At 41.8% G+C, this 22,624-nt stretch carries 25 protein-coding genes and 1 riboswitch; of the genes, 19 read left to right on the plus strand and 6 right to left on the minus strand.

The features are described from left to right. Window positions 1-21 precede the first annotated feature (21 nt). Window positions 22-273 carry a YhdB family protein gene (locus tag LD028_RS11085; protein ID WP_004892205.1) on the minus strand — a complete coding sequence of 84 codons (252 nt, stop codon included), beginning with the start codon at window positions 271-273 and terminating at the stop codon, window positions 22-24. A gap of 100 nt (window positions 274-373) precedes the next feature. On the opposite strand from LD028_RS11085, the gene LD028_RS11090 reads away from it, so the two are divergent. Continuing rightward, window positions 374-832, plus strand: coding sequence for a methylated-DNA--[protein]-cysteine S-methyltransferase (locus tag LD028_RS11090; protein WP_004892201.1), 459 nt, complete (start codon window positions 374-376; stop codon window positions 830-832). Window positions 833-836: 4 nt separating this feature from the next. Here the strand turns inward: LD028_RS11090 and hflC are convergent, their stop codons facing one another. The 3 genes from hflC to LD028_RS11105 form a co-directional block, all read right to left on the minus strand. Further along, window positions 837-1,769: a protease modulator HflC gene (hflC, locus tag LD028_RS11095; protein WP_237811839.1), complete on the minus strand. Its 933-nt coding sequence runs from the start codon at window positions 1,767-1,769 to the stop codon at window positions 837-839. Continuing rightward, the gene (hflK, locus tag LD028_RS11100) at window positions 1,766-2,731 is read right to left on the minus strand and encodes an FtsH protease activity modulator HflK (RefSeq protein ID WP_237811840.1); all 966 of its coding nucleotides are present in this window, start codon (window positions 2,729-2,731) and stop codon (window positions 1,766-1,768) included. The genes hflC and hflK overlap by 4 nt, the downstream gene beginning before the upstream one ends. A gap of 88 nt (window positions 2,732-2,819) precedes the next feature. Then, window positions 2,820-4,238: a SpoVR family protein gene (locus LD028_RS11105; protein WP_006319155.1), complete on the minus strand. Its 1,419-nt coding sequence runs from the start codon at window positions 4,236-4,238 to the stop codon at window positions 2,820-2,822. 135 nt (window positions 4,239-4,373) lie between these two features. On the opposite strand from LD028_RS11105, the gene LD028_RS11110 reads away from it, so the two are divergent. The 4 genes from LD028_RS11110 to LD028_RS11125 all read left to right on the plus strand — a co-directional run bounded on the left by LD028_RS11110 (window position 4,374) and on the right by LD028_RS11125 (window position 8,932). Continuing rightward, entirely contained in the window at window positions 4,374-4,817 is a 444-nt protein-coding gene (locus tag LD028_RS11110) for a MarR family winged helix-turn-helix transcriptional regulator (protein WP_237811841.1), read from the plus strand. A gap of 5 nt (window positions 4,818-4,822) precedes the next feature. After that, the gene (locus LD028_RS11115) at window positions 4,823-6,430 is read left to right on the plus strand and encodes an MDR family MFS transporter (protein WP_237811842.1); all 1,608 of its coding nucleotides are present in this window, start codon (window positions 4,823-4,825) and stop codon (window positions 6,428-6,430) included. A gap of 197 nt (window positions 6,431-6,627) precedes the next feature. Further along, entirely contained in the window at window positions 6,628-8,292 is a 1,665-nt protein-coding gene (locus LD028_RS11120) for a glycoside hydrolase family 13 protein (protein WP_237811843.1), read from the plus strand. Between the two features lie 127 nt (window positions 8,293-8,419). Next, window positions 8,420-8,932, plus strand: coding sequence for a PepSY domain-containing protein (locus tag LD028_RS11125; protein ID WP_237811844.1), 513 nt, complete (start codon window positions 8,420-8,422; stop codon window positions 8,930-8,932). A gap of 41 nt (window positions 8,933-8,973) precedes the next feature. On the opposite strand, the gene LD028_RS18025 is transcribed toward LD028_RS11125, so the two are convergent. Beyond that, window positions 8,974-9,108, minus strand: coding sequence for a hypothetical protein (locus LD028_RS18025; RefSeq protein ID WP_255350573.1), 135 nt, complete (start codon window positions 9,106-9,108; stop codon window positions 8,974-8,976). Window positions 9,109-9,217: 109 nt separating this feature from the next. Continuing rightward, window positions 9,218-10,402, minus strand: a complete 1,185-nt coding sequence (locus LD028_RS11130) for a class I SAM-dependent rRNA methyltransferase (RefSeq protein WP_237811845.1) — start codon at window positions 10,400-10,402, stop codon at window positions 9,218-9,220. A gap of 131 nt (window positions 10,403-10,533) precedes the next feature. Next, window positions 10,534-10,641: riboswitch (TPP riboswitch) on the plus strand. An 87-nt stretch (window positions 10,642-10,728) separates the two neighbouring features. Here LD028_RS11130 and tenA point away from each other — a divergent pair. The 14 genes from tenA to LD028_RS11200 all read left to right on the plus strand — a co-directional run bounded on the left by tenA (window position 10,729) and on the right by LD028_RS11200 (window position 22,599). Beyond that, window positions 10,729-11,424 carry a thiaminase II gene (gene tenA / locus LD028_RS11135; protein ID WP_077427848.1) on the plus strand — a complete coding sequence of 232 codons (696 nt, stop codon included), beginning with the start codon at window positions 10,729-10,731 and terminating at the stop codon, window positions 11,422-11,424. Further along, window positions 11,399-11,989 (plus strand): ECF transporter S component, encoded by a 591-nt coding sequence (locus tag LD028_RS11140; RefSeq protein ID WP_012575849.1) that lies wholly within the window; start codon window positions 11,399-11,401, stop codon window positions 11,987-11,989. The genes tenA and LD028_RS11140 overlap by 26 nt, the downstream gene beginning before the upstream one ends. A gap of 3 nt (window positions 11,990-11,992) precedes the next feature. After that, a complete protein-coding gene (locus tag LD028_RS11145; protein ID WP_237811846.1) occupies window positions 11,993-13,444 on the plus strand; it encodes an ABC transporter ATP-binding protein in 1,452 nt (483 codons plus the stop codon). Continuing rightward, window positions 13,441-14,235, plus strand: a complete 795-nt coding sequence (locus LD028_RS11150) for an energy-coupling factor transporter transmembrane component T family protein (RefSeq protein ID WP_237811847.1) — start codon at window positions 13,441-13,443, stop codon at window positions 14,233-14,235. Before LD028_RS11145 ends, LD028_RS11150 begins: the two co-directional genes overlap by 4 nt. Before the next feature lie 2 nt (window positions 14,236-14,237). Next, the gene (gene tenI, locus LD028_RS11155; protein ID WP_237811848.1) at window positions 14,238-14,852 is read left to right on the plus strand and encodes a thiazole tautomerase TenI; all 615 of its coding nucleotides are present in this window, start codon (window positions 14,238-14,240) and stop codon (window positions 14,850-14,852) included. Beyond that, the gene (gene thiO / locus LD028_RS11160) at window positions 14,840-15,961 is read left to right on the plus strand and encodes a glycine oxidase ThiO (RefSeq protein ID WP_237811849.1); all 1,122 of its coding nucleotides are present in this window, start codon (window positions 14,840-14,842) and stop codon (window positions 15,959-15,961) included. The genes tenI and thiO overlap by 13 nt, the downstream gene beginning before the upstream one ends. After that, window positions 15,945-16,148, plus strand: a complete 204-nt coding sequence (gene thiS, locus LD028_RS11165) for a sulfur carrier protein ThiS (RefSeq protein WP_077427838.1) — start codon at window positions 15,945-15,947, stop codon at window positions 16,146-16,148. The genes thiO and thiS overlap by 17 nt, the downstream gene beginning before the upstream one ends. 1 nt (window position 16,149) lies before the next feature. Beyond that, window positions 16,150-16,917 (plus strand): thiazole synthase, encoded by a 768-nt coding sequence (locus LD028_RS11170; protein WP_237811850.1) that lies wholly within the window; start codon window positions 16,150-16,152, stop codon window positions 16,915-16,917. Next, entirely contained in the window at window positions 16,917-17,936 is a 1,020-nt protein-coding gene (locus tag LD028_RS11175; RefSeq protein ID WP_237811851.1) for a MoeB/ThiF family adenylyltransferase, read from the plus strand. The genes LD028_RS11170 and LD028_RS11175 overlap by 1 nt, the downstream gene beginning before the upstream one ends. A gap of 4 nt (window positions 17,937-17,940) precedes the next feature. Then, the gene (thiD, locus tag LD028_RS11180) at window positions 17,941-18,729 is read left to right on the plus strand and encodes a bifunctional hydroxymethylpyrimidine kinase/phosphomethylpyrimidine kinase (RefSeq protein ID WP_237811852.1); all 789 of its coding nucleotides are present in this window, start codon (window positions 17,941-17,943) and stop codon (window positions 18,727-18,729) included. 278 nt (window positions 18,730-19,007) lie between these two features. Next, window positions 19,008-20,273, plus strand: coding sequence for a hemolysin family protein (locus LD028_RS11185; protein ID WP_237811853.1), 1,266 nt, complete (start codon window positions 19,008-19,010; stop codon window positions 20,271-20,273). A gap of 101 nt (window positions 20,274-20,374) precedes the next feature. Next, the gene (locus LD028_RS11190) at window positions 20,375-21,157 is read left to right on the plus strand and encodes an amino acid ABC transporter substrate-binding protein (protein ID WP_237811854.1); all 783 of its coding nucleotides are present in this window, start codon (window positions 20,375-20,377) and stop codon (window positions 21,155-21,157) included. Next, window positions 21,144-21,845 (plus strand): amino acid ABC transporter permease, encoded by a 702-nt coding sequence (locus tag LD028_RS11195; RefSeq protein WP_237811855.1) that lies wholly within the window; start codon window positions 21,144-21,146, stop codon window positions 21,843-21,845. The genes LD028_RS11190 and LD028_RS11195 overlap by 14 nt, the downstream gene beginning before the upstream one ends. Before the next feature lie 19 nt (window positions 21,846-21,864). Next, window positions 21,865-22,599, plus strand: coding sequence for an amino acid ABC transporter ATP-binding protein (locus LD028_RS11200; protein ID WP_077427824.1), 735 nt, complete (start codon window positions 21,865-21,867; stop codon window positions 22,597-22,599). Window positions 22,600-22,624 lie beyond the last annotated feature (25 nt).

Genomic DNA, 22,624 nt, shown 5'->3' on the forward strand with positions numbered 1-22,624 from the left:
AAGGAGAACGTTCCTTTCGCTCTAATAATCATATTGCATCGTAAGTGTTGGCTCTTGTTCGTACACATCCAACGCGTGGTCGATGTAACGCAACAATGCATTTAATCGCTTTTGGACGACGGTATAATCTTTTTCGAAGTTGTATGCATGAAGAAACTGTTCAATTTTTTTTGAAAGTAAATCGTCTTTTGTGCGTACCATAAGAATGAGTAAATGATCCCATTCCGATCGGTACGTATAGTAAAGCGCTTTGTCGTAATCGGCTGTATGCACCGCAAACCCTCCTTATCGTGAGGAGCTATATGTAGTTTATGAAAAAACGGTCATTTTTCTCGCTGTAAATGTTGTGCGATTTGGCAGAGGAGAGTTGGACATGGAGAAACACGTTGTGTATTATGAATCACCGATCGGTTGGTTACAAATCGTTGGAACGAATGAAGGAATCGAGCGGATTGATGTCGTTGAACGAGGTGAAGATCAGAACGAAAAAGTGGCGGAGCCTCTCATGCAATCGCTAGAAGAACTTGAACAATACTTCCAAAAGAAACGGACGTCGTTTTCGATGCCCTTAAAGCTCGTGGGCACTCCGTTTCAACTGCGTGTATGGGAAGCATTACAAACGATTCCTTATGGACAAACGGTTTCATATGCCGATATTGCCAAACAAATTGGGCAACCGAAAGCGGTACGAGCGGTTGGCAACGCTGTCGGCAACAATCCCATAACGATCGTTGTTCCTTGCCATCGCGTCGTTCGTACGGGTGGGGGACTTGGTGGATATGCATGGGGAATCGAAAGAAAAAAATGGTTACTTACACATGAAACGCGCTGAAAGCTCAGCGCGTTTGTCCCAATAGCCATTTCGCATACGGTGAGTTGGCTGGTAAAATGACAACCGTATCTTCGCCGATCGTTGTCTTATACGATTCGAGCGTACGGTAAAATGAGTAAAATTCAGGATCTTTTGCGAATGTTTCGTTATAAATGCGTGCTGCTTCTTGTTCACCTGCTGCGCGAATGCGCTCCGCATCTGCTTGCGCTTTAGCGAGCATTTCTTTCACTTCGCGGTCTGTTTGCGCGATAATACGTTGTTTTTGGGCATCCCCCATTGATAAATATTCTTGTGCTTTTGATTCGCGCTCGGAAATCATACGTTTGTAAACAGACTGTTCGTTTTCTTCCGGTAAGTCAATACGTTTTAAGCGCACATCTACAACGCGAATGCCGTAGCTGTCTTTTTGTAGTAAGTCGTTTACTTTCGCTGTTACTTCGTCATTTAAACTACCGCGTGATGATTTTTCGTCGTTAATAATTTCATCGTAATTTAACCGTCCAAGCTCGGTGCGGACAATGGAGAAAATAAATTCATCCATTTTCGATTCTGCATTTTCTAACGTACGCGCGTTTTGAATCATCTCTTTTGGATTTGTAATTTCCCAAATGGCATAATGATTGACGAGAATACGCTTTTTATCTTTTGTATTAATTTCTGCTTCGGCGACGTCATAAAAAATTTGGGCTTTTGGCAACGATGTTACGCTTTGAATAAAAGGAATTTTAAAGCGTAATCCTGGCGTTTGATCAATGCGAACAATTTCACCAAATTGGCGTACGACTTTATATTCATTTTCATGAACAATGTAGACGTTTGTTAAAGCGATAACGAGTAAAACAAGTCCAATGCCTCCTCCGATGATGAAACGAAACCATTTTGTTGGTAGTTTATCTTTAAAGTGAATGACGTTTTGATCATCTTGGAAGTTTGTCATTCGTTACCACTCCCTTGCTCTTTCTTTTTCTCTGTCGTTTGTTTTTCGATCGGTTGGATTGGTAAATATTTTAACGTATTGCCATCGTCATTCATAATGTAAATGCGCGTGTACGGTAAGACTTGTTCAAGCGTTTCAATCATTAACCGCTGTTTTGTAATGTCTTTTGCGTTTTTATATTCTTCGTATAAGGCATTAAATTTAGCGACATCTCCATACGCTTTTTCAATGCGTGCTACTTTGTCAGCTTCCGCTTGGGAAATGAGAGCGTCTTTTTCCCCTTCGGCTTCTTTCGTTCGTTTGTTGCGATATTTATTCGCTTCGTTAATTTTTGTGTTCATTGTTTCGCGCGCATCTGTGACATTTGTAAATGCTTTGCGCACTTCGTCGTTCGGTAAGTCAACGTCCTGTAATTTCACAGCTAAAATGGAAATACCGATATCATATTTTTTCATTAATGCGGTGAGCGATTCGCGCACATCCGCTTCAATTTTTGCTTTACCTGACGTTAACGCGTCATCAATTTTTGAACTGCCGATGACGCTACGCAAAGAAGCAGACGTCGCATTATATAAAATTTGTTCCGGTTCGTATGAGCGATAAAGAAATTTTGCAGGATCAGTAATTTTCCATTGAACAACCATATCGGCAAGAACAATATTTTCATCGCCTGTAATCATTTTTGTATCGCCTTGGTTTGTAGCGACAACTTTTCCGTTTTCTTCTTTGTAGCCAAACTGTAAACTAAACGTTTCTCGCGACAACGTTTCGACCGTTTGAATCGGCCAAGGAAGTTTAAAATGTAGTCCAGGTGTCGTCACTTCTTCGTCGATTTTTCCAAATGTTAAAATAATGGCTTGTTCTGACTCATCGACGGTGTACCATGATGTTAGTGCAGCAACAAGAAGAAAAATGCCAGCAATCGCCCCGATGACGATGCCTGTAATAGAGCGCTTACCCATATAAACCCACCTTTCTTGTTATTTATATGTATGTACGGAAAAAACAGAAAAAAGTTTCAATAAAAAAGCTACTGATGTGCTCAGTAGCTTATATATATTTTCTTTGTACGTTTCTTCCGTCGTATGTGAATAGCGTCGGTTTGTTTTCAATGATCGTTTCCATATGAACCGCTCGGCCCCAAAGTTGATAAATGTACGGAAGCACTTTTTCTAAATATTTGACGTCTAGTTCAATGCCTTCGTACGAATGTTTTAAATATAGCTCCCCATTGCGCATATAGTCCCCGTCATTGACTGTAATGTATGGAAAGCCACCGTTGACGCGCATGTTCACAAGCTGATCGCGCACATGTTCCCAATGTTTATCAACAATTTTATAGTCTTTTCCTTGTTTTTGGAATAAATACATATCTTCACGCATAACGAGTTCTTTCGTTAAATAGTTGCGCAAAAAGGAAATATCGGATTCCAATTCACGTACTTCAAATATTTTTGCACGCCCTGAACCTGGTTTGACTCCGAGCTTTTTCATTTCTTCCGTCGGATTGTCCCACCGTTTTTCAATATCTTCAAAAATTTTTAATCCTAAGTAATATGGATTAATGCTGGTGCGAGAAGGTTGGACAACACCTGCATTTAATTTGGCAAATTCGATCGCTTCATCACTCGTTAAATCCATTTCGCGTAAAATGCGTTGATGCCAATACGTTGCCCAGCCCTCATTCATAATTTTCGTTTCAAGTTGAGGCCAAAAATAAAGCATCTCTTCACGCATCATCGTTAAAATGTCGCGTTGCCATTCATCAAGCTCGCGGCTATATTCCTCAATAAAAAGCAACAAATCTTTTTCTGGTTGAGGAGGAAATTTTCTTCTTTTTTTTCGATTCGATGGTGTTTTCCTTTTTTCATCAAGCGACCATAAATCGTCATATGGGGACGGTTTCGGTGCTTCATCATCTTCTTCGTATACTTCTGTATCCGCTAACGTCCACGCTAGCTTTGGACGAAGAAGTGAAGGATCAATATGTTCTTGAATAGCTAAAACAGCATCTAAAAATTTTTCAACTTCTTGTTTCCCATATTCATGTTCGTAATGTTTAATTCGTTCGGCTGTTGCCGCCATGCTTTCGACCATGTCTCGTTTTGTGTTGCTAAAGCGAACGTTGTTTTTAAAAAAGTCGCTATGGGCAAGGACGTGTGCGACAATTAATTTATTTTGAATAAGGGTGTTTGTGTTTAATAAAAAGGCATAGCACGGATCGGAGTTAATGACAAGCTCGTAAATTTTACTTAATCCGAGATCATAATGAAGTTTCATTTTATGAAATTGTTTCCCAAAACTCCAATGCGAAAAGCGTGTCGGCATGCCGTACGCTCCGAACGTGTAAATAATATCAGCTGGGCAAATTTCATAGCGCATTTCATAAAAATCAAGCCCAAACCCTTCAGCAATTTCCGTAATTTCCGCAATTGCTTTTTCTAATGCTTTTTGTTCATCTCGTTTCATCGCGCTCCCTCCTTATGACAATGTATGAGCGAGTGCATCATTTGATACGTCAGGAATCATTGATTGACTTTATATTTTCTTTCATTTATATTTAACTATGTTAAATATTTATATCGTTAAAAAGGTGGGGTGTGTATGGAGCAGACGCAGTTCACCGCGCTTGTTGAGCGATTAGAGCATGCGTTTTCGTTAGCCCTTCGCAAATTGGCAGCTGACTTAGCTAAGAAGGAAATCGGCTTAACGAAACCGCAGTTTTTTATTTTAAACTTGTTGTCGAAGCGTGGGAAATGTACAGTAAGTGAATTGGCGGACGAAATGTTTGTTAAACCGAGCGCCATTACTACGATGATCGATCGCTTATATAAAAGTGGGTTTGTATTGCGTGATCGAGATGAAGAGGACCGGCGTGTCGTGTATGTGCAATTGTCTGAAAAGGGGAAAGAAATGCTTCAGCATGCACGAGCGGAGCGAAGAAAAATTATTGAGCGTTATTTAAGCCAATTACAATTTGATGAGCTTGAACAGTTCGTCTATATTATCGAAAAAATTGCTGCGATAAACGAAAAAGAGGAGAAGTGAGACGTATGAAAGAACAAGCAGCGATACAAACAAGTATTGCGAATATACAACAAAAACGAGGTATTTTAATTACGGGGCTTCTTGTTGCGATGTTGTTTGGGGCGTTAGATGGCACGATTGTTGGGACAGCGTTGCCACGCATTGTTGGCGAACTTGGTGGGTTGAGTATGATGGCTTGGCTGACAACAGCATATATGCTCACATCGACAACGATCGTTCCGATTGCAGGGAAACTCGCTGATTTATTTGGACGAAAGTCGATTTATGTTACAGGGTTAGCAATTTTTATTATCGGCTCAGCGCTATGTGGCATGGCGGACACAATGAATCAGCTTATTATTTTCCGAGCCATTCAAGGCATTGGTGGAGGTATTATGATGCCGATGGCGATGATCGTCATTGGTGATTTATTTACGGGAGCAGAGCGGGCGAAATGGCAAGGTGTATTTGGTGGCGTATTTGGATTAGCGTCTATTCTCGGTCCGCAAGTTGGTGGATGGATTGTGGATTCGTTAAATTGGCGTTGGGTATTTTACATTAATCTTCCTGTTGGTATATTAGCCATTGTTCTCATTTCGCTCGGTTTGCATAATCATCGCGTCGCTGAACGAGTAAAGCTTGATTTGGCAGGCATGTTTACGATGGTTGTAGCCGTTGTTTCGTTGTTGCTTGCCTTAACGTTCGGTGGCGATAAATACGATTGGCTATCGTGGCAAATTATTTCTTTACTAGCTAGCTCGGTCGTTTTCTTTAGTTTATTTGTATTTGTAGAGCGAAAAGCAGAAGAGCCGATTATGCCGATTCATTTATTAAAAAATAAAACGTTTGTTGTGCTTAATAGCGTCGGGTTTTTTATGTCTGTCGGCATGTTTGGAGCGATTATGTTTGTACCGCTCTTTATGCAAGGCATTATTGGCATGAGCCCATCAGAATCAGGAACGATGATGTTTCCGATGATGTTTGCGCTTATTATCGCAAGTATGATCGGTGGACGACTTGTACAAAAAATTGGTGTTCGCCCGCAAGTGATTGTTGGGATGGTGCTTGTGGCGCTTGGCTTTTTCTTATTGTCAACGATGGATGTCGATACGAATAAATGGACAGCGATGTCATTTATGGCGACGCTCGGTTTTGGGCTAGGATTCGTCAACCCAGTTATTACGCTCGCGTTGCAAGAAGTATTTCCGAAGTCGCAGCTCGGCATTGTAACATCATCGAGCCAGTTTTTCCGGCAAATTGGAGGAACATTTGGGGCGACGTTGTTAGGGGCGATTATGAATCATCGTTCGAAAGATTTATTAGAAGCGAAGTTTCTTCCGTTGTTAGAACAATTGCCAGCGCAAGCGCAAGCGATGACAGATTCATTTAAGCAACTTGTTGAATCGAACCCGCAAAGCGTATATTCCGTCATTTTAAATCCGGATACGTTGAAAAAAATTCCTGAACAAATGCAACAAATGTTTGTGCCTGTATTAAAACAAACGCTTGTTGATGCGTTAAGCGATGTATTTTTGTATGGACTGATTTTCGTTGGCATCGGCTTTATTTTTGCAATGTTTATTGGTCGCATTACGATTTCCAATCGAACGAATAAAGTGAATGAAATGGAATAAAAATATAAGTATAAAATAGGCAACGATGATGAATCGTTGCTTATTTTTGTTCGCAGTTAAACCGTTTGCACAATAAAAACGAAATTTTTTATGAAAAAGTGCAACTTCCTCTTTCAACAAAGCTGTTTGTATATTAACATGAAAGAGTAAACAATATTGAAAGCGATTTATGCTGAATGGATTGAGGAGGATTTGGCGTGAAAAGAGCTTGGTGGAAAGAAGCGATTGCATATCAAATATATCCAAGAAGCTTTATGGATTCAAACGGGGACGGCATCGGTGATTTACAGGGGATTATCCAAAAGCTTGACTATTTAAAAGACCTTGGAATCGATGTCATATGGATTTGTCCGATTTATAAATCACCGAATGCTGACAATGGCTATGATATTAGTGATTATCAAGACATTATGGAGCAGTTCGGGACGATGGAAGATTTCGATCAATTGCTTGAAGAAATTCATAAGCGTGACATGAAAGTTATTTTAGATCTCGTCATTAACCATACGAGTGATGAACATCCTTGGTTTATTGAATCGCGCTCATCACGGGATAATCCTAAACGTGATTGGTACATTTGGCGCGATGGAAAAAACGGCAAAGAACCGAACAATTGGGAAAGCATTTTTGGCGGTTCTGCTTGGGAATATGACGAGGCGACGGATCAATATTATTTGCATGTGTTTGCAACGAAGCAACCGGATTTAAATTGGGAAAATGAAGATGTTCGTCGTGCGTTATATGACATGATTAATTGGTGGCTCGATAAAGGCATTGATGGGTTTCGTGTTGATGCGATTTCACACATTAAGAAAAAAGAAGGTCTCCCTGATTTACCGAATCCAAAAGGGCTTGACTATGTCCCTTCATTTGACGGACATATGAATCAAGAAGGGATTATGGACTATCTTCGTGAGTTGAAAATGCAAACGTTTGCGCGTTATGACATTATGACAGTTGGAGAAGCGAACGGAGTAACGGTCGAGGAGGCAGAAGATTGGGTCGGTGAAGAAAACGGCATTTTTAATATGATTTTTCAGTTTGAGCATCTTGGACTTTGGCAAAAAGGAACAGATGGCGGTGTCGATGTTCGGAAATTAAAACGTGTATTAACGAAATGGCAAAAAGGATTAGAAGGTGTTGGCTGGAACGCACTATTCCTTGAAAACCATGACCAACCGCGTTCGGTGTCGACGTGGGGAAATGACGAACAATATCTTGTTGAAAGTGCCAAAGCATTAGGGGCATTATATTTCCTTATGCAAGGAACGCCGTTTATTTATCAAGGGCAAGAAATTGGCATGACGAACGTCCGATTTGAAACGATTGATGAATATGATGATGTCGCCATCAAAAATTATTATCGTATTGAACGTGCTAAAGGGCGTTCTCATGAAGAAGTGATGCAATGGATTTGGAAAAACGGTCGTGACAATTCACGCACGCCGATGCAATGGTCTGATGATGAAAACGCCGGATTTACAACAGGAACACCTTGGATTGGTGTGAATGAAAATTATAAACAAATTAATGTCAAAAAACAGTTGCACGACCCGAACTCTGTGTTAAACTTTTACAAACGCATGATTCAACTCCGTAAACAACATGACGTATTTGTTTACGGAACATACGATTTAATATTAGAAAACCATAAAGCAATTTACGCATATACGCGCACGTTAGGTGATGAAAAAGCGATCGTCATCGTGAACTTAACAGACCGAAAAACAATGTATCGTTACGATTCATTGAAATTAAATAGCGAGCAATTGGTGTTAGCAAACTACGATGTAAAACCGCATAAACATGCGACACGCTTTACATTGCGTCCGTATGAAGCGCGTGTATATTTGGTGAAATAATGAAAATCCCCTTTTCCGACATGGAAAAGGGGATTTTCACATTTTTTTCACGTACTTTTCAAACTTCTCGCAAATTCGTATTTTACATTTACATGTGTAAAACATAAGTGAAGTTGGAGGAAGACAGATGAAAAAAACGCGCAATTTGCATTTATGGATTGGACTCATTTGTTCGGTTTTTTTACTTTTGGAAGCGGTGACAGGATTGTTGTTGACTGAGCGTTGGTTAATGGGCATGGGTGGACATTCGCATGGTAGCCATGAACATGCGCATGGTGATGGAGGTGGACATGCGCAGTTAAATATGATCGATGCAGTAAAAAAAGCGAGTGAATCCGGTGCGTTTTCCATGGATGAAGTTGGTGTCGTGATGAATCATGGGATGTATATGGTACGGTTGAACGATAAAGACGGGACGTTAGTGACGATTGCGCCAGACGGTACAGTTGTGAAAAAAGAAGTCAATAAATTTGCCTCATTTGTGCGTGCTATTCATGTTGGCAAACTTGGTCTTTGGAACCGCCTTATCATCGATGCCGCTGCCATTTCAATTATTATTTTAACAGGGACGGGTATTTATTTATCCGCAAAAATTTTGCGGGCGCAAGCGAAAAAAAAACAACGAAAAGCGGTCGCATAAACGAAAAGCACTTCGCATGAACGATTTGTGCGAAGTGCTTTTTAACTAATTCGTTTCGTTGGTGTTTGTTGAATTTTCCCTGTCCCGTTGCATAGTGAGCATGTTTTATAAAGCGATAAACAAATTTTCATTTTCTTTTTTCCGAAGCATTTTGGACAAATTGTTTTTAATGCCATTGTCATCACCTCTTTAGAAAGCGTTTTCAATTATAGTATACCCTGTTTTTGTGTCATGTGTGCACAATCATTTTGTCCATTTTTAAACAGGTTGGCATGAGCCAACCTGTTACTTACGTGAATGTACTTCGTAAATGGCAAATTTCAAATAATTGCCTTCATCGGCGGCAAGTAGTTTTGGATGGTCGTATCCTGCACCGCTCCAATGAATTTGACGTAAAATTTTCTTCGCATCAAACGCTGCTTCTGTAACCATCGCTTGAAACATATCTGGATGCACATGATACGAACAACTTGCCGTCACGAAAAAGCCGCCGTCTTTCACTAACTTTAAGCCGTTTAAATTAATATCTTTGTAGCCGGCAAGCGCCTTTGGCACCGCATGAGCGGATTTTGCAAACGCTGGTGGGTCAATAATGACGACATCCCATTTTTTCCCCTGTTGTACGCATTCGCGTAAGTAGTCAAACGCGTTCGCAACGACGAAATCCACATTTGTAAATCCGTTTAACTCTGCGTTTCGCTTTGCTGTTTCAATCGCATGTTCAGAAATATCGACAGCGGTCACATGTTTTGCTCCGTATAAGCAGGCGTTTAACATAAATGAACCTGTATGCGTAAAACAATCGAGCACGGTTGATTCGCTTGTAATCAGCGGTTTGATGGCAGCACGATTTTGACGTTGATCGAAGAAAAATCCTGTTTTTTGTCCGTTTTCGATATCGACAATGTATTTCACGCCGTTTTCTTCAATTTGTACGTTCGTATCGCACGTGCCGTACCAAAATCCTTTTTCTTGTTTTAATCCTTCTAATTCGCGCACGTGAACGTCGTTGCGCAAATAAATCGCTTTCGGTTGAAAAACGTCAAGAAGCGCTTGTAAAATCCATTCTTTTCTTTTTTCCATGCCGAGCGATAAAATTTGCACAACGAGCACATCTTCGTACTTATCAACGATGAGCCCAGGTAAAAAATCAGCTTCTCCATAAACGGCGCGACATGAACGAACGCCCGGAATCATCCGTTCGCGATACGCCCATGCTTGACGAATACGGTTCATAAAAAATTGCGCGTTTAATTCGTCGTTTGGATTTTGCGTTAACACGCGCACGATCATTTGTGATTTTGGATTAATATATCCTTTCGCTAAAAAGTGACGTTGATGGTTATATACGTTGACGAAATCCCCCGGTTCAAAATCTCCTTCAATATAATCGACTTCGCTTTGAAACACCCACGGATGTCCAAGCTCGAGCCGTTTTTTTCTTTTTCGTTTTAAAAATACATTTGCCATACATCCCACTCCTGACTATATATTCGCTACTTTAGCATACAGGAAGAACACGATGCGCGCAAATGGTGGAGAAAAATATTTGACAATTCCATGAAATATGCTAATATTAGTGACAAAGTGAATGATGCAAATGATTCCACTAGGGGGGCCTTTAGATAGGCTGAGATCAAAGTGTGCCTTTGAGACCCTTAGAACCTGATCTGGATCATACCAGCGTAGGGAAGTGGAAACGGTGCGAAGTGTGTCTTTTATTAATTTCCATCGTTTACAACCACTTTCTTTGCGCAAAGAAAGTGGTTTTTTATTTTTCTTAAGGGGGAGAGGTTATGTTGTTTTCAGAGCAGTTGCGCAAAGCTGTCGATCCGATTTGGGAAGCGAGCTTTCATCATCCGTTCGTGAAGGAGCTCGGGGAAGGAACACTTGATTTACGTTGTTTTCGTTATTATGTATTACAAGATTCATATTATTTGACACACTTTGCAAAAGTGCAAGCGCTTGGCGGGGCGATGGCTGATGATTTACAAACGACCGCAAGCATGGCGCATCATGCGCAAAGTACGTATGAAGCTGAGCTTCGTTTACATGAAACGTTTATGAAAGAGCTCGGCATTACAGAAGAAGAAAAGGCGTCGTTTGTTCCTGCTCCAACTGCGTATGCGTACACGTCCCACATGTATCGCGCGTCGTTTGCAGGACGTTTTGGCGATGTATTAGCTGCCATTTTACCGTGCTATTGGTTGTATTACGAAATTGGTGAGCGGTTAAAACATTGTAAGCCGAATCATCCAATTTATGCACAATGGATTGAAGCGTACGGCTCTGACTGGTTCAAACAGCTTGTCGAACAACAAATTGCGCGTTTAAACGACATCGCAAAAACAGCTAGCGAAAAAGAGTTAGAGCGGATGAAGCAACACTTTGTGATCAGCAGTCAATATGAATATTTATTTTGGGACATGGCGTACAAATTAGAACGTTGGCCAATTGAAGAGGAGGATGTTTATGCAAACGAAAGGGCTTAAATTAACAGACGTATTAACGACCGTTGTGGTGGCGATTGTGTTTGGGATTGTGTATAAAGTGTGGGGACCGCTTTACTATGCGGTAAAACCGCTTGGACTTCATCTTGATCAACTCATTTATGGCATGTGGTTCATTGCGGCAACTGTTGCCTATTTATTAATTCGTAAACCAGGAGTGGCGCTACTTGCGGAAGTGGCTGCGGCATCAGGAGAGTTTTTAGCTGGTTCTGAATGGGGGCTTGAGGTGCTATTTTACGGCTTTGTGCAAGGGTTGCTCGCCGAGCTTGTTTTCGCTGCTTTCCGCTATAAACGTTTTGATGTGGCGGTTGTGTCGCTTGCAGCGGTTGGTTCAACGATCGCTTCATTAGTGCTTGATTTTTACAAAGGATATATCGACCAATTAGCATGGTGGAATTTAACGTTATTTATCGGTGCGCGTTTCATTGGAGCGATCATCATTGCTGGCGTATTTGCTTATTCGCTTGTGAAAGCGCTCGAAGCGACAGGTGTGACGCAATTGTTGCGTCCGACGACAAAAGAAGATTACGACTCGCTTGATAAATAGAAGGTGACATCATTGATCCATATCGAACAATTGCGCTTAAAATTCCCGGGGGCAGAAAAGCGGTTATTTACCGATGTATCGCTTTCGATTAAAAAAGGAGAAAAAGTGTTGCTTTTAGGCCCATCGGGATGCGGAAAATCCACGCTTTTGCAAGTGATGGCGGGCATTATTCCGCGCTCGATCGATGTGCCGATGAAAGCGAGTAAACTGCACATTCCAAATCGTGTAGGCTATGTGTTTCAAGATCCCGATGCCCAGTTTTGTATGCCGTATGTTGATGAAGAAATGGCTTTTGTTCTCGAAAATCTCGGTGTGCCACGTGCAGAGATGGAAGAAAAAATAGCGCACATGCTTCGCCTTGTGCGCCTTCGTCTTCCGCACGTTCATGTACCGATTCAAACATTATCTGGAGGAATGAAACAGCGGTTAGCGATTGCGTCAGTTTTAGCGCTTGAACCTGATGTGTTATGTTTAGACGAACCGACAGCACTTCTTGATGAAGAAGGAACAAAAGCGGTGTGGGAAACGTTAAAAGAAGTGGCGGAGGATCGAACCGTTGTCATTGTTGAACATAAAATTGATCACATTGTTAATTTTGTCGAGCGCATCATTTTATTTAACGAATATGGTGAGATCATCGCTGACGGCGGAACGAATGAAATTTTTTCAACGTATCGTTCGTTTATTACAGAACAAGGGATTTGGCATCCAGACGTGTGGGAAACGTATAAAAAGCCAAAAACAGCGCAACAACCGTATGCACATGGGGATGTTCTTTTACATGTACAGTCGCTTCGCGGCTTTCGACAAAAAGAAGAAAAAATAGCGGTCGACGAGTTAGTGATTCATGCGGGTGAATGGATTGCGGTTACAGGGGAAAACGGTGCAGGGAAAAGTACGTTGTTGCAAAGCTTAATGAAACTTATTCGAACAGAAGGCGATATGTATTGGCAAGGAGAGCTTGTCAAACATGAAGAATTGTTATATGACAACATTGCTTTTGTGTTCCAAAACCCCGAGTTTCAATTTGTTACAAATCGTGTAGATGATGAGTTAGCGTACTCTTTCCGTCTTGAAAAACGTCCAGAGCATGAAATAGCCAAGGAAGTGGAGCAACTGCTCGAACGGTTTCATTTAAGCGCGCAACGGCATTTACATCCATACCAATTGTCGATCGGGCAAAAGCGACGACTAAGTGTTGCTGCGTCGGTGACGGAGCAACATCGCCTATTGCTTCTTGATGAACCGACGTTCGGACAAGATGCAAAAAATACGTTTGCGCTGCTCGAATGGCTTGAAGCGTATCGACAACAAGGAAAGGCAATTGTCATGGTAACACACGATGAACGTATCGTGTCTGAATTCGCGACAAGACGATGGGTCATTGAAAGCGGAAAGATTGTCGCTGATGAAATGATTGCACCGCGAATGCTTGTACGAGGTGAAATAGGATGAGATGGGGCATTGACCATCGCGAAACATGGTTGCATCAAACGAATCCGACAGCGAAATTGCTTTTCTTTTTGCCGATGTTTGTTGTGATTGTTTTTGTCCATAATCCGAACGTACTCATCAACTGGACGATCGGATTTACCGCCTTATTTATGTTGTTTAGCGGTTATCGGATGAAGCATATGCTTTTATTTTTTGCTCCGTTTTTGTTCATTTTCATTTCTACGTCGTCGTCGATGATTTTGTTTGGAAAAGGGGAGACGACGTGGTTTCATTGGGGGCTGATTCATATTACCGAAGAAAGTTTTTACCGCGGCGTTCACCTCGGCTTTCGTACGCTTTTGTTTGCGATTTTCGGATTAATGTTTGCGCTCACGACAAAGCCGGTGCTTTTATTTTACTCGCTTATGCAACAAGCGAAAGTGAAACCGAAATATGCGTATAGTTTTTTAGCAGCTATTCGTTTATTGCCGATCATGTTAGAAGAATTTCAAACGGTTCATCAAGCGCTAAAGGTGCGACGGGCTGCCAAAGCGAAAGGGTTTCGTGGCAAACTTGAATTGGTGAAACGATATGCGATCCCGCTTTTATCACAAAGTATTCGCCGCGCTCAGCGCATTGCGGTGGCGATGGAAGCAAAAGGATTTACAAATGAACGAACACGGACGTTTTATTATGAAGTGACGATGGGGAAATATGACATTTATTTACTTATCGTCATATGCGTTATCGTTGCAGCTGGATATTACGTTGCGGACGTGTTCCCATACGTGGCGATAAAGGATGTGCGGTAAGTATGAAAGAGTTCCATCTCATCTCAACAGGCAATCAGTCGATGGATACGTTTGTTCATATTTCATCGCTCGTCCATTCATATGTTGATTACATTCATATTCGTGAAAAGCATCGCTCAGCGAAAGAAATTAGCATGATTGTGGAAAAACTGCTTCAAGCAGACGTTCCAGCACAAAAAATTATCGTCAATGATCGAGTGGACGTCGCAGTCGTTTATGGCGTTGGCGGCGTTCAGCTCGCTCATCATAGTTTGGCGCCTAAACGAATAAAAGAGAAGTTTCCATTTTTGCGTGTCGGCCGATCCGTTCATACGTTGGAAGAAGCAAAACAAGCGGAAGACGAAGGAGCGGACTACGTCGTTTTCGGACATATATACGAAACGAATTGTAAAGAAGGCTTGAAGCCGCGCGGGCTTTCATCGTTGCAGCAGTTGGCGAGTTACATATGCATTCCTGTCGTTGCTATTGGAGGCATTAAACCTTCTCATGTTCGTGATGTGTTCATGGCGGGGGCAAAAGGGATTGCGGTGATGTCTACTGTATTTGACGCGGATGATCCGCTGTATATGGTTCAACTATATCGGAAACAAATGGGGGCGAATACATGGACGTTTTAATTATTGGGGGAGGCATTATTGGCAGCAGCATCGCTTTTGAGTTAACGAAAAGAGGAGCGTCAGTTGTCGTTATTGAACGTGGTGCGCTCGCACAAGAAGCATCATCGGCCGCAGCCGGAATGCTCGGTGCGCACTCTGAGTTTGCGACAGATCATCCTCTCATTCCGCTTGCTTTAAAGAGTCAAGCGATATTTCCAGACGTCCTCGCTGAATTGTATGAGTTAACGCATATAGTCGTCCATTGGAATGAAACAGGAATGTTAAAACTGGCAACAACGATGGAAGAGTACGAAAAATTAACGGAACATTATGAATTTTGGAGGCGTATTCAATCAACACACGTCCGTTGGTTAACGGCTGATGAAGTGGCGCAAATTGAACCGCACGTACAAAATGAGTACGGTGCGATGTATACGATCGATCAACAAGTGGATGCTAAACAGCTTTCGCTTGCTTTCGCTCGGGCAGCGATGGCAAAAGGGACAAAGTTTTTACCGTATACGGAAGCGTACGATTTTATTGTTGAACAAGAACGTGTTGTAGGGGTAAAAACAACGAGTGGTTCGCTATATGCAAAGCGTATCATTATTGCGTGCGGGGCATGGACGCCAATGTTAGCTGAAAAGTTGCGGTTATCGCTACATATGTATCCGGTCAAAGGAGAATGTGTTTCGGTGATGACAGAAACCCCTCTTTTACAAGCTACTGTATTTGCGAAAAACGGCTGCTACATCGTGCCGAAAGCGAATAATCGACTTGTCATCGGAGCTAGTGCGATTGCACATTCATTTACGAAAAACGTTCAAACATGTAGCGTGCATCAATTGTTAACACGCGCAATGCAAATCGTTCCGGCTATCGCTCATTCCACATTTGAAAAAGCGTGGGCAGGCATTCGGCCGCAAACAGAAGATGGCATGCCTTATATCGGAGCGCATCCACAATATGAGAACGTGTTTATTGTAACAGGACATTATCGCAACGGCATTTTATTAAGTGCGATTACAGGTCGATGTGTGAGCGATATGCTTGAAGGAAAAGAAGTGCCATTTGATATGACACCGTTTTCGCCAACAAGAAAGGGGGAGGGGCATGCGTTGCATCATTAATGGTGAAATGATGGACTTGCCAGCTCACATTCGTACAGTTGCTCAATTGTTGCATCATTTTCATATTCATGAAAAAATCGCAATCGTTGAAATCAATATGGAGATTATTCCGAAAAAGAACTATGAACATAAACAGATTGCTGATGGTGATCGCATTGAAATTGTTCACTTTGTAGGGGGAGGATAATATGTTACAAATCGGTCCGTATACATTTCAATCTCGCTTATTGCTTGGTACAGGGAAATATCCAAATATCGACATTCAAAAAGAAGCGGTTGAAGCGTCGGGGGCAGAAATTTTAACGTTTGCGGTAAGACGGATGAACATTTTCGCACCCGATCAACCGAATTTTTTAGAAAAAATAGATGTAACGAAATATAAACTGCTACCGAATACGGCAGGAGCAAAAACAGCAGAGGAAGCGGTGCGTATCGCCCGTTTAGCGAAAGCTTCTGGGCTTTGTGATATGGTGAAAGTAGAAGTGATTGGGTGCGATCAAACGTTGTTGCCTGATCCTGTCGAGACGTTAAAAGCGACAGAAATGTTATTAGAAGAAGGATTTATCGTTTTGCCGTACACGTCAGATGATGTTGTGCTAGCGAAGCGACTGCAACAACTCGGTTGCCATGCGATCATGCCCGGCGCCTCACCGATCGGATCAGGACAAGGAATTATCAATCCATTAAACCTCCAATTCATTATTGAACAAGCAACTGTTCCGGTTATTATTGATGCGGGCATTGGCGGTCCAGCCGATGCGGCATTGGCAATGGAATTAGGGGCGGATGGAGTATTGCTAAATACAGCTGTTGCTTCTGCGAAAGATCCGGTAAAAATGGCGAAGGCGATGAAGCTTGCGATTGAGGCAGGGAGACTTGGATATGAAGCAGGGCGCATTCCAAAAAAGAAATATGCTACAGCGAGTAGCCCGAGCGAAGGGATGAGCATCGTCTAATGGATCGTTATTCACGCCAACAATTGTTTGCGCCAATCGGAGAAAGAGGGCAGCGATCCATTCGTGAAAAACATGTGCTCCTTATTGGTGCTGGGGCGCTTGGAGCGGCAAATGCAGAGACGCTTGTTCGTGCAGGTGTTGGAAAAATAACGATTGTTGACCGCGATTATGTTGAGTGGAGCAATTTACAGCGACAACAGTTATATACGGAAGAAGATGCGGTGAAACGATTGCCGAAAGCGATTGCGGCTTCTGTTCATTTACGAGCGATCAATAGCGATGTCGTTGTTGAACCGATTGTCGCGGATGCGGACGCCCGATTGATTGAACATATTGTTGGGCGTCATCGCCCCGATGTGATCATTGATAGTACTGATAATTTTGATGTACGTATGATCATCAACGACGTCTCTCAAAAGTATAGTGTGCCGTGGGTTTATGGGGCGTGTGTAGGTAGTTATGGATTAAGTTATGTGATTATCCCAAATGAAACGCCATGTTTACGTTGCTTGCTCGAAGATGTGCCACTTGGTGCTGCCACGTGTGATACAGCCGGAATCATTAGCCCTGTCGTTCATATGGTTGTTGCACATCAAACGGCTGAAGCATTAAAAATTTTAGTAGGTGATAAACGTATAAACCGCAAGCTCGTTTCGTTTGATGTATGGCACGGACAATATCGGATGATCGATGTGCACAAGTTAAAAAAAGACGATTGTTCGTCGTGTGGTAAAAAACGAATATATCCAGCTCTCCAATATGAAAATGAAACGAAATTTGCGGTATTGTGTGGGCGTGAGACGGTACAAATTCGCCCTGCGCAACGAGGGGAGCGTGAATGGGCAACACTTATTTCTTTTTTACAAAAACAAGGCATTCGCATTGAACAAAATGAATATTTACTTGCGTTTACCATTCATCCTTATCGTTTTGTCGTCTTTTCCGATGGGCGTGTATTCATTCATGGGACAAATGATATTCAGGAAGCGAAGAGACTATATTATCAATATTTGGGGTGAAAGAATGGTATATAAAGCATTGACGATTGCCGGTTCCGATAGTGGAGGCGGAGCAGGCATTCAAGCCGATTTGAAAACATTTCATCAATTACACGTGTTTGGCATGTCAGCCATCACAGCTGTAACGGCGCAAAATACGCTCGGTGTACAAGGAGTGTACCCCCTTCCAATCGAAGCGATCGAAAAACAAATCGACTCGATTGCAGTTGACTTGCCGCCAGATGCGGTGAAGACGGGGATGTTATTTAATGAAGAAATTATTGAGCTAGTTGCTCGTAAAATAAAACAGTATGGCTGGGTTCGTGTCGTTGTCGATCCGGTGATGATTGCAAAAGGTGGGGCTCCATTGTTAAAACAAGAAGCGGTAAAAGCGCTACAACGTCATATGTTGCCGCTTGCTTACGTATTAACACCGAACATTCCAGAAGCGGAAGTGTTGACAAATATGCGCATTGAAACATTGGAACAACGAAAAGAAGCTGCTAAAAAACTTCACGATATGGGTGTTCAATACGTTGTCATGAAAGGAGGACATGGAAAAGGGGATGAACTTGTCGACTTGTTATACGACGGAGAACAATTTTACGAATGGGCGAGTCAAAAGATCTATACGAAACATACGCACGGTACAGGATGTACGTTCGCTGCAGCCATAACTGCGCAACTTGCAAAAGGAAAAACGGCATACGAAGCTGTTGACATAGCCAAACGATTTATTCAAAAAGCGATTGAACAAACGCTTCAAATTGGCGGTGGGCATGGACCGACAAACCATTGGGCGTTTCAGGAATAAAAATGTTCACATCATTGACAAACACATTCGTTCTCACCATTGTTAAAATGAAAATGGGGAATATATTCATGGAGGGGAAGAACGAGTGGAAGAACTTTCAATTACGCTAAATATTACGTACGTGTTGCTTTTAACATTTTTTATCGGTACAACGCTAATCGAGTCGTAAGAGTGACTGCGCATATGTGCAGTCGTTTTCTTTTTCAGTTAAATTTGGTATGATTGACGTATATATATTAATGATGACCACTATTTTTTATTAGGAGTGTGAATGTTCGTTGGGAGATTTACCTCTGAGTTTAATGTTTTTACTTATCACTTTAATTTTATTGTCTGCCTTTTTTTCAGCTTCAGAAACAGCGTTTTCGAGCGTCAATAAAATTCGTCTGAAAAATTATGTGGATGAAAAACGACGCGGCAGTAAAAAAGCACTATATATTGCAGAAAACTTCGATCAAGCGCTCTCTACTATTTTAGTCGGGAACAATATCGTGAACATTGCCGCAGCATCCATCTCAGCTAAAGTGGCAACCGATTTGTTTGGTGGCAGCACAGGACTTGTCATTAGCACGGTTGGTATGACGATTTTAATTTTAATTTTCGGGGAAGTGTTGCCAAAGTCATTGGCGAAAGAACATGCCGAGTCGTTTTCGCTTCTTATTTCCGACGTGCTGTATATGTTAATCCAACTGTTTACTCCCGTTACAGCGCTACTTGTCATGTTGAAAAAAGTTGTATCGAAACTTGTTGGTCAGCGAGCAGATGTACCTTCTGTGACAGAAGAAGAAATTAAAGTGATGGTGAACTTAAGTGAAGAAGAAGGAGTAATCGATAATAAAGAGAAAGAACTTGTTCATCGTTCGCTCGATTTTAACGACATTTTAGTTGGCGAAATTTTCACGCCACGTATCGATATGGTTGCAGTAGAAGTGAATCAACCAGTTGAAGAAATTCGCGACATTTTTTTACGCGAACGATATTCGCGCGTTCCTGTATATGAAGGAGACATTGATAACGTCATCGGAATTTTATCGGAAAGCGACTTTTTCAGTCAACTCGTACAAGGAAAAGAAGTAAACGTGCGCCAATTGTTGCGCACGCCGCTATTTGTCGTGGAGTCGATGCGTATTTCCACTTTGTTGCCGGAATTGCAAAAAAGTAAAGTGCATATGGCGATCGTTATCGACGAGTTTGGCGGTACGTCCGGACTCATTACGTTAGAAGACATTTTGGAACAAATTGTCGGCGAAATATGGGATGAACATGATGAGGCGGTAAAAACGTTTCAAAAAATTAATGATTATGAGTACGAATTTAATGCTGAATTGCCACTAGATGAGTTTTGTCATATTTTAGGGATTGATGAGTTAGAAAGCTCGTCCCACACGCTTGGTGGTTGGGTGTTTGAAATGTTTGAACGCATTCCGACCGTTGGGGAGTCGTTTGAATACGAAACGCTAACAGTTACCGTCCGTCAAGTTGAAAATCGGCGCATTCGTAAAGTACTTGTTCGTATTCGCGAGCCAATTGTAGAAAATGTATAAAAAGGAAGGGGCGTTTTGCTCCTTTTTTTATTGACATCTTCTTCAACTTTTATTACGATGAATAAGCATAAAAACCGATAAGAATAATGGGGGTTAGTATAATGAAAAAGTGGCTATTGTTGATCGCGCTATTTATGTTTGGGGCATTGCTTACAGGTTGCAGTCAAAATGAAAAAGAAAATGATTTATTTGCTCAAATAAAAGAAAAGGGAGAATTAAAAATTGGAACGGAAGGCACGTATCCACCATTCACGTTTCACGATGAAACAGGTGAGTTAACAGGATTTGATGTAGAAATTGCTAAAGAAGTAGCGAAGCGTCTCGGAGTGAAACCTGTGTTTGTTGAAACGCAATGGGATGCGATGTTTGCTGGCTTAGATGCGAAACGTTTTGATATGATTGCAAACCAAGTCGGTATTCGTCCAGATCGTCAAGAAAAATATGATTTCTCTAATCCGTATATTACGTCAGCAGCTGTTCTTGTCGTTCATAAAGAAAATCAACAATTGAAATCGTTTGACGACCTAAAAGGAAAAAAAGCAGCGCAATCGATGACGAGCAACTATGCCGATTTAGCTCGTTCGTACGGAGCGGAGGTTGTTGGAGTCGAAGGATTTAACCAAGCGATTGAATTGTTAAGCTCTAAACGAGTGGATGCAACAATTAACGACAAATTATCTGTACTTGATTTTCTAAAACAAAAACCAGACGCGCCAATTCAAATTGTCGCGACACATGATGATGCTTCTCAAAGCGGTCTTATGTTCCGCAAGGGAAGCGACACGCTTGTCGAAGCAGTAAACAAAGCGTTAAAAGAGATGATGGAAGACGGCACGTACGCGAAAATTTCAGAAAAGTGGTTTGGTGAAGATGTATCTAAATAATATGTTGATGGATCCAGAACGGTTAGAAAGATTAATGAATATTGCTGAAAGTTCCCTTCTCCCATTGGCGAAGGGAGCTTTGTTATATACCATTCCGTTAGCCACAATCACGTTTATCATCGGATTAGTCATTGCATTGTTAACGGCTTTAGCTCGCTTATCAAGCATAAAAGCGTTGCAGTGGATGGCGCGGGCGTATGTGTCTGCAATTCGCGGTACCCCGCTTCTTGTGCAATTGTTTATTATTTTTTATGGCTTGCCGACGATCGGAATAATAATTGATCCGTTGCCTGCTGCGATCATTGGTTTTTCATTAAATGTAGGGGCGTATGCATCGGAAATTATTCGAGCTGCGATTTTATCTATTCCAAAGGGGCAATGGGAAGCCGCTTATTCGCTTGGGATGGACGATGTACAAACGTTGCGGCGCATCATTTTACCACAAGCTGCACGCGTGTCCGTTCCACCGTTATCAAATACGTTTATTAGCTTAGTAAAAGATACGTCCCTAGCTTCGCTCATTCTTGTTTCAGAAATGTTTCGGAAAGCACAAGAAATTGCAGCAACAAATTATGAATTTTTGCTACTTTATACTGAAGCGGCGCTTATTTATTGGATTATTTGTTTTTTCCTTTCAATTATTCAAGGGAACATTGAAAGTCGTTTAAGTCGCTACGTTGTTCGATAAACGGATAAGGAGAGCTACGATGTTAATTGTTGAAGGGTTGCGTAAAACGTTTGGAGATCGTGAAGTGTTGAAAGGTGTACATTTAACCGTAAAAAAAGGAGAAGTTGTTGTCATTATCGGTCCATCGGGGTCAGGGAAAACGACGTTATTACGTTGTTTAAACGTATTGGAAATGGCTGATGAAGGAACCGTAACGATTGATGGGAAACAACTTCAGTTTGCAAACAAGCCATCGAAAAAAGAAATCATCAACTTTCGTCGCTTGACGGGAATGGTATTCCAAGCGTATAACTTATTTCCGCACATGACAGCGCTTGAGAATGTGATGGAAGGGCCAATGATAGTTAAACGAATAAACAAACATGAAGCAAAAGAAAGAGCGGAGCAATTGCTTACGAAAGTCGGGTTAAAAGATCAAATGCATATGTATCCGTTCCAACTATCAGGAGGGCAACAACAACGTGTCGGTATTGCGCGAGCACTTGCGATGGAACCGAAAGTATTATTATTTGATGAACCGACGTCGGCATTAGATCCAGAACTTGTCGGTGAAGTGTTAAAAGTGATGAAAGATTTAGCGAATGAAGGGATGACGATGGTCGTTGTGACCCATGAAATGCGCTTTGCTCGTGAAGTGGCTGATGAAGTCATCTTTTTTGACGAAGGAATGATTATTGAGCGTGGTCATCCGGAGCAACTATTTACACATCCGAAACACGAGCGGACGCAACAATTTTTGCGACGTATTCAGTAAAACCCCCAAGCGATTTTCGCTTGGG

Source organism: Anoxybacillus sp. LAT27, from assembly GCF_022030075.1.
Classification (GTDB): Bacteria; Bacillota; Bacilli; order Bacillales; family Anoxybacillaceae; genus Anoxybacillus; species Anoxybacillus kestanbolensis.

Coding starts and splice junctions, on each gene's coding strand:
- LD028_RS11090 (WP_004892201.1), top strand. CDS start 374: ATGGAGAAACACGTTGTGTATTATGAATCACCGATCGGTTGGTTACAA.
- hflC (WP_237811839.1), bottom strand. CDS start 1,769: ATGACAAACTTCCAAGATGATCAAAACGTCATTCACTTTAAAGATAAA.
- hflK (WP_237811840.1), bottom strand. CDS start 2,731: ATGGGTAAGCGCTCTATTACAGGCATCGTCATCGGGGCGATTGCTGGC.
- LD028_RS11105 (WP_006319155.1), bottom strand. CDS start 4,238: ATGAAACGAGATGAACAAAAAGCATTAGAAAAAGCAATTGCGGAAATT.
- LD028_RS11110 (WP_237811841.1), top strand. CDS start 4,374: ATGGAGCAGACGCAGTTCACCGCGCTTGTTGAGCGATTAGAGCATGCG.
- LD028_RS11115 (WP_237811842.1), top strand. CDS start 4,823: ATGAAAGAACAAGCAGCGATACAAACAAGTATTGCGAATATACAACAA.
- LD028_RS11125 (WP_237811844.1), top strand. CDS start 8,420: ATGAAAAAAACGCGCAATTTGCATTTATGGATTGGACTCATTTGTTCG.
- LD028_RS18025 (WP_255350573.1), bottom strand. CDS start 9,108: ATGGCATTAAAAACAATTTGTCCAAAATGCTTCGGAAAAAAGAAAATG.
- LD028_RS11130 (WP_237811845.1), bottom strand. CDS start 10,402: ATGGCAAATGTATTTTTAAAACGAAAAAGAAAAAAACGGCTCGAGCTT.
- tenA (WP_077427848.1), top strand. CDS start 10,729: ATGTTGTTTTCAGAGCAGTTGCGCAAAGCTGTCGATCCGATTTGGGAA.
- LD028_RS11140 (WP_012575849.1), top strand. CDS start 11,399: ATGTTTATGCAAACGAAAGGGCTTAAATTAACAGACGTATTAACGACC.
- LD028_RS11150 (WP_237811847.1), top strand. CDS start 13,441: ATGAGATGGGGCATTGACCATCGCGAAACATGGTTGCATCAAACGAAT.
- tenI (WP_237811848.1), top strand. CDS start 14,238: ATGAAAGAGTTCCATCTCATCTCAACAGGCAATCAGTCGATGGATACG.
- thiO (WP_237811849.1), top strand. CDS start 14,840: ATGGACGTTTTAATTATTGGGGGAGGCATTATTGGCAGCAGCATCGCT.
- thiS (WP_077427838.1), top strand. CDS start 15,945: ATGCGTTGCATCATTAATGGTGAAATGATGGACTTGCCAGCTCACATT.
- LD028_RS11170 (WP_237811850.1), top strand. CDS start 16,150: ATGTTACAAATCGGTCCGTATACATTTCAATCTCGCTTATTGCTTGGT.
- LD028_RS11175 (WP_237811851.1), top strand. CDS start 16,917: ATGGATCGTTATTCACGCCAACAATTGTTTGCGCCAATCGGAGAAAGA.
- thiD (WP_237811852.1), top strand. CDS start 17,941: ATGGTATATAAAGCATTGACGATTGCCGGTTCCGATAGTGGAGGCGGA.
- LD028_RS11190 (WP_237811854.1), top strand. CDS start 20,375: ATGAAAAAGTGGCTATTGTTGATCGCGCTATTTATGTTTGGGGCATTG.
- LD028_RS11195 (WP_237811855.1), top strand. CDS start 21,144: ATGTATCTAAATAATATGTTGATGGATCCAGAACGGTTAGAAAGATTA.
- LD028_RS11200 (WP_077427824.1), top strand. CDS start 21,865: ATGTTAATTGTTGAAGGGTTGCGTAAAACGTTTGGAGATCGTGAAGTG.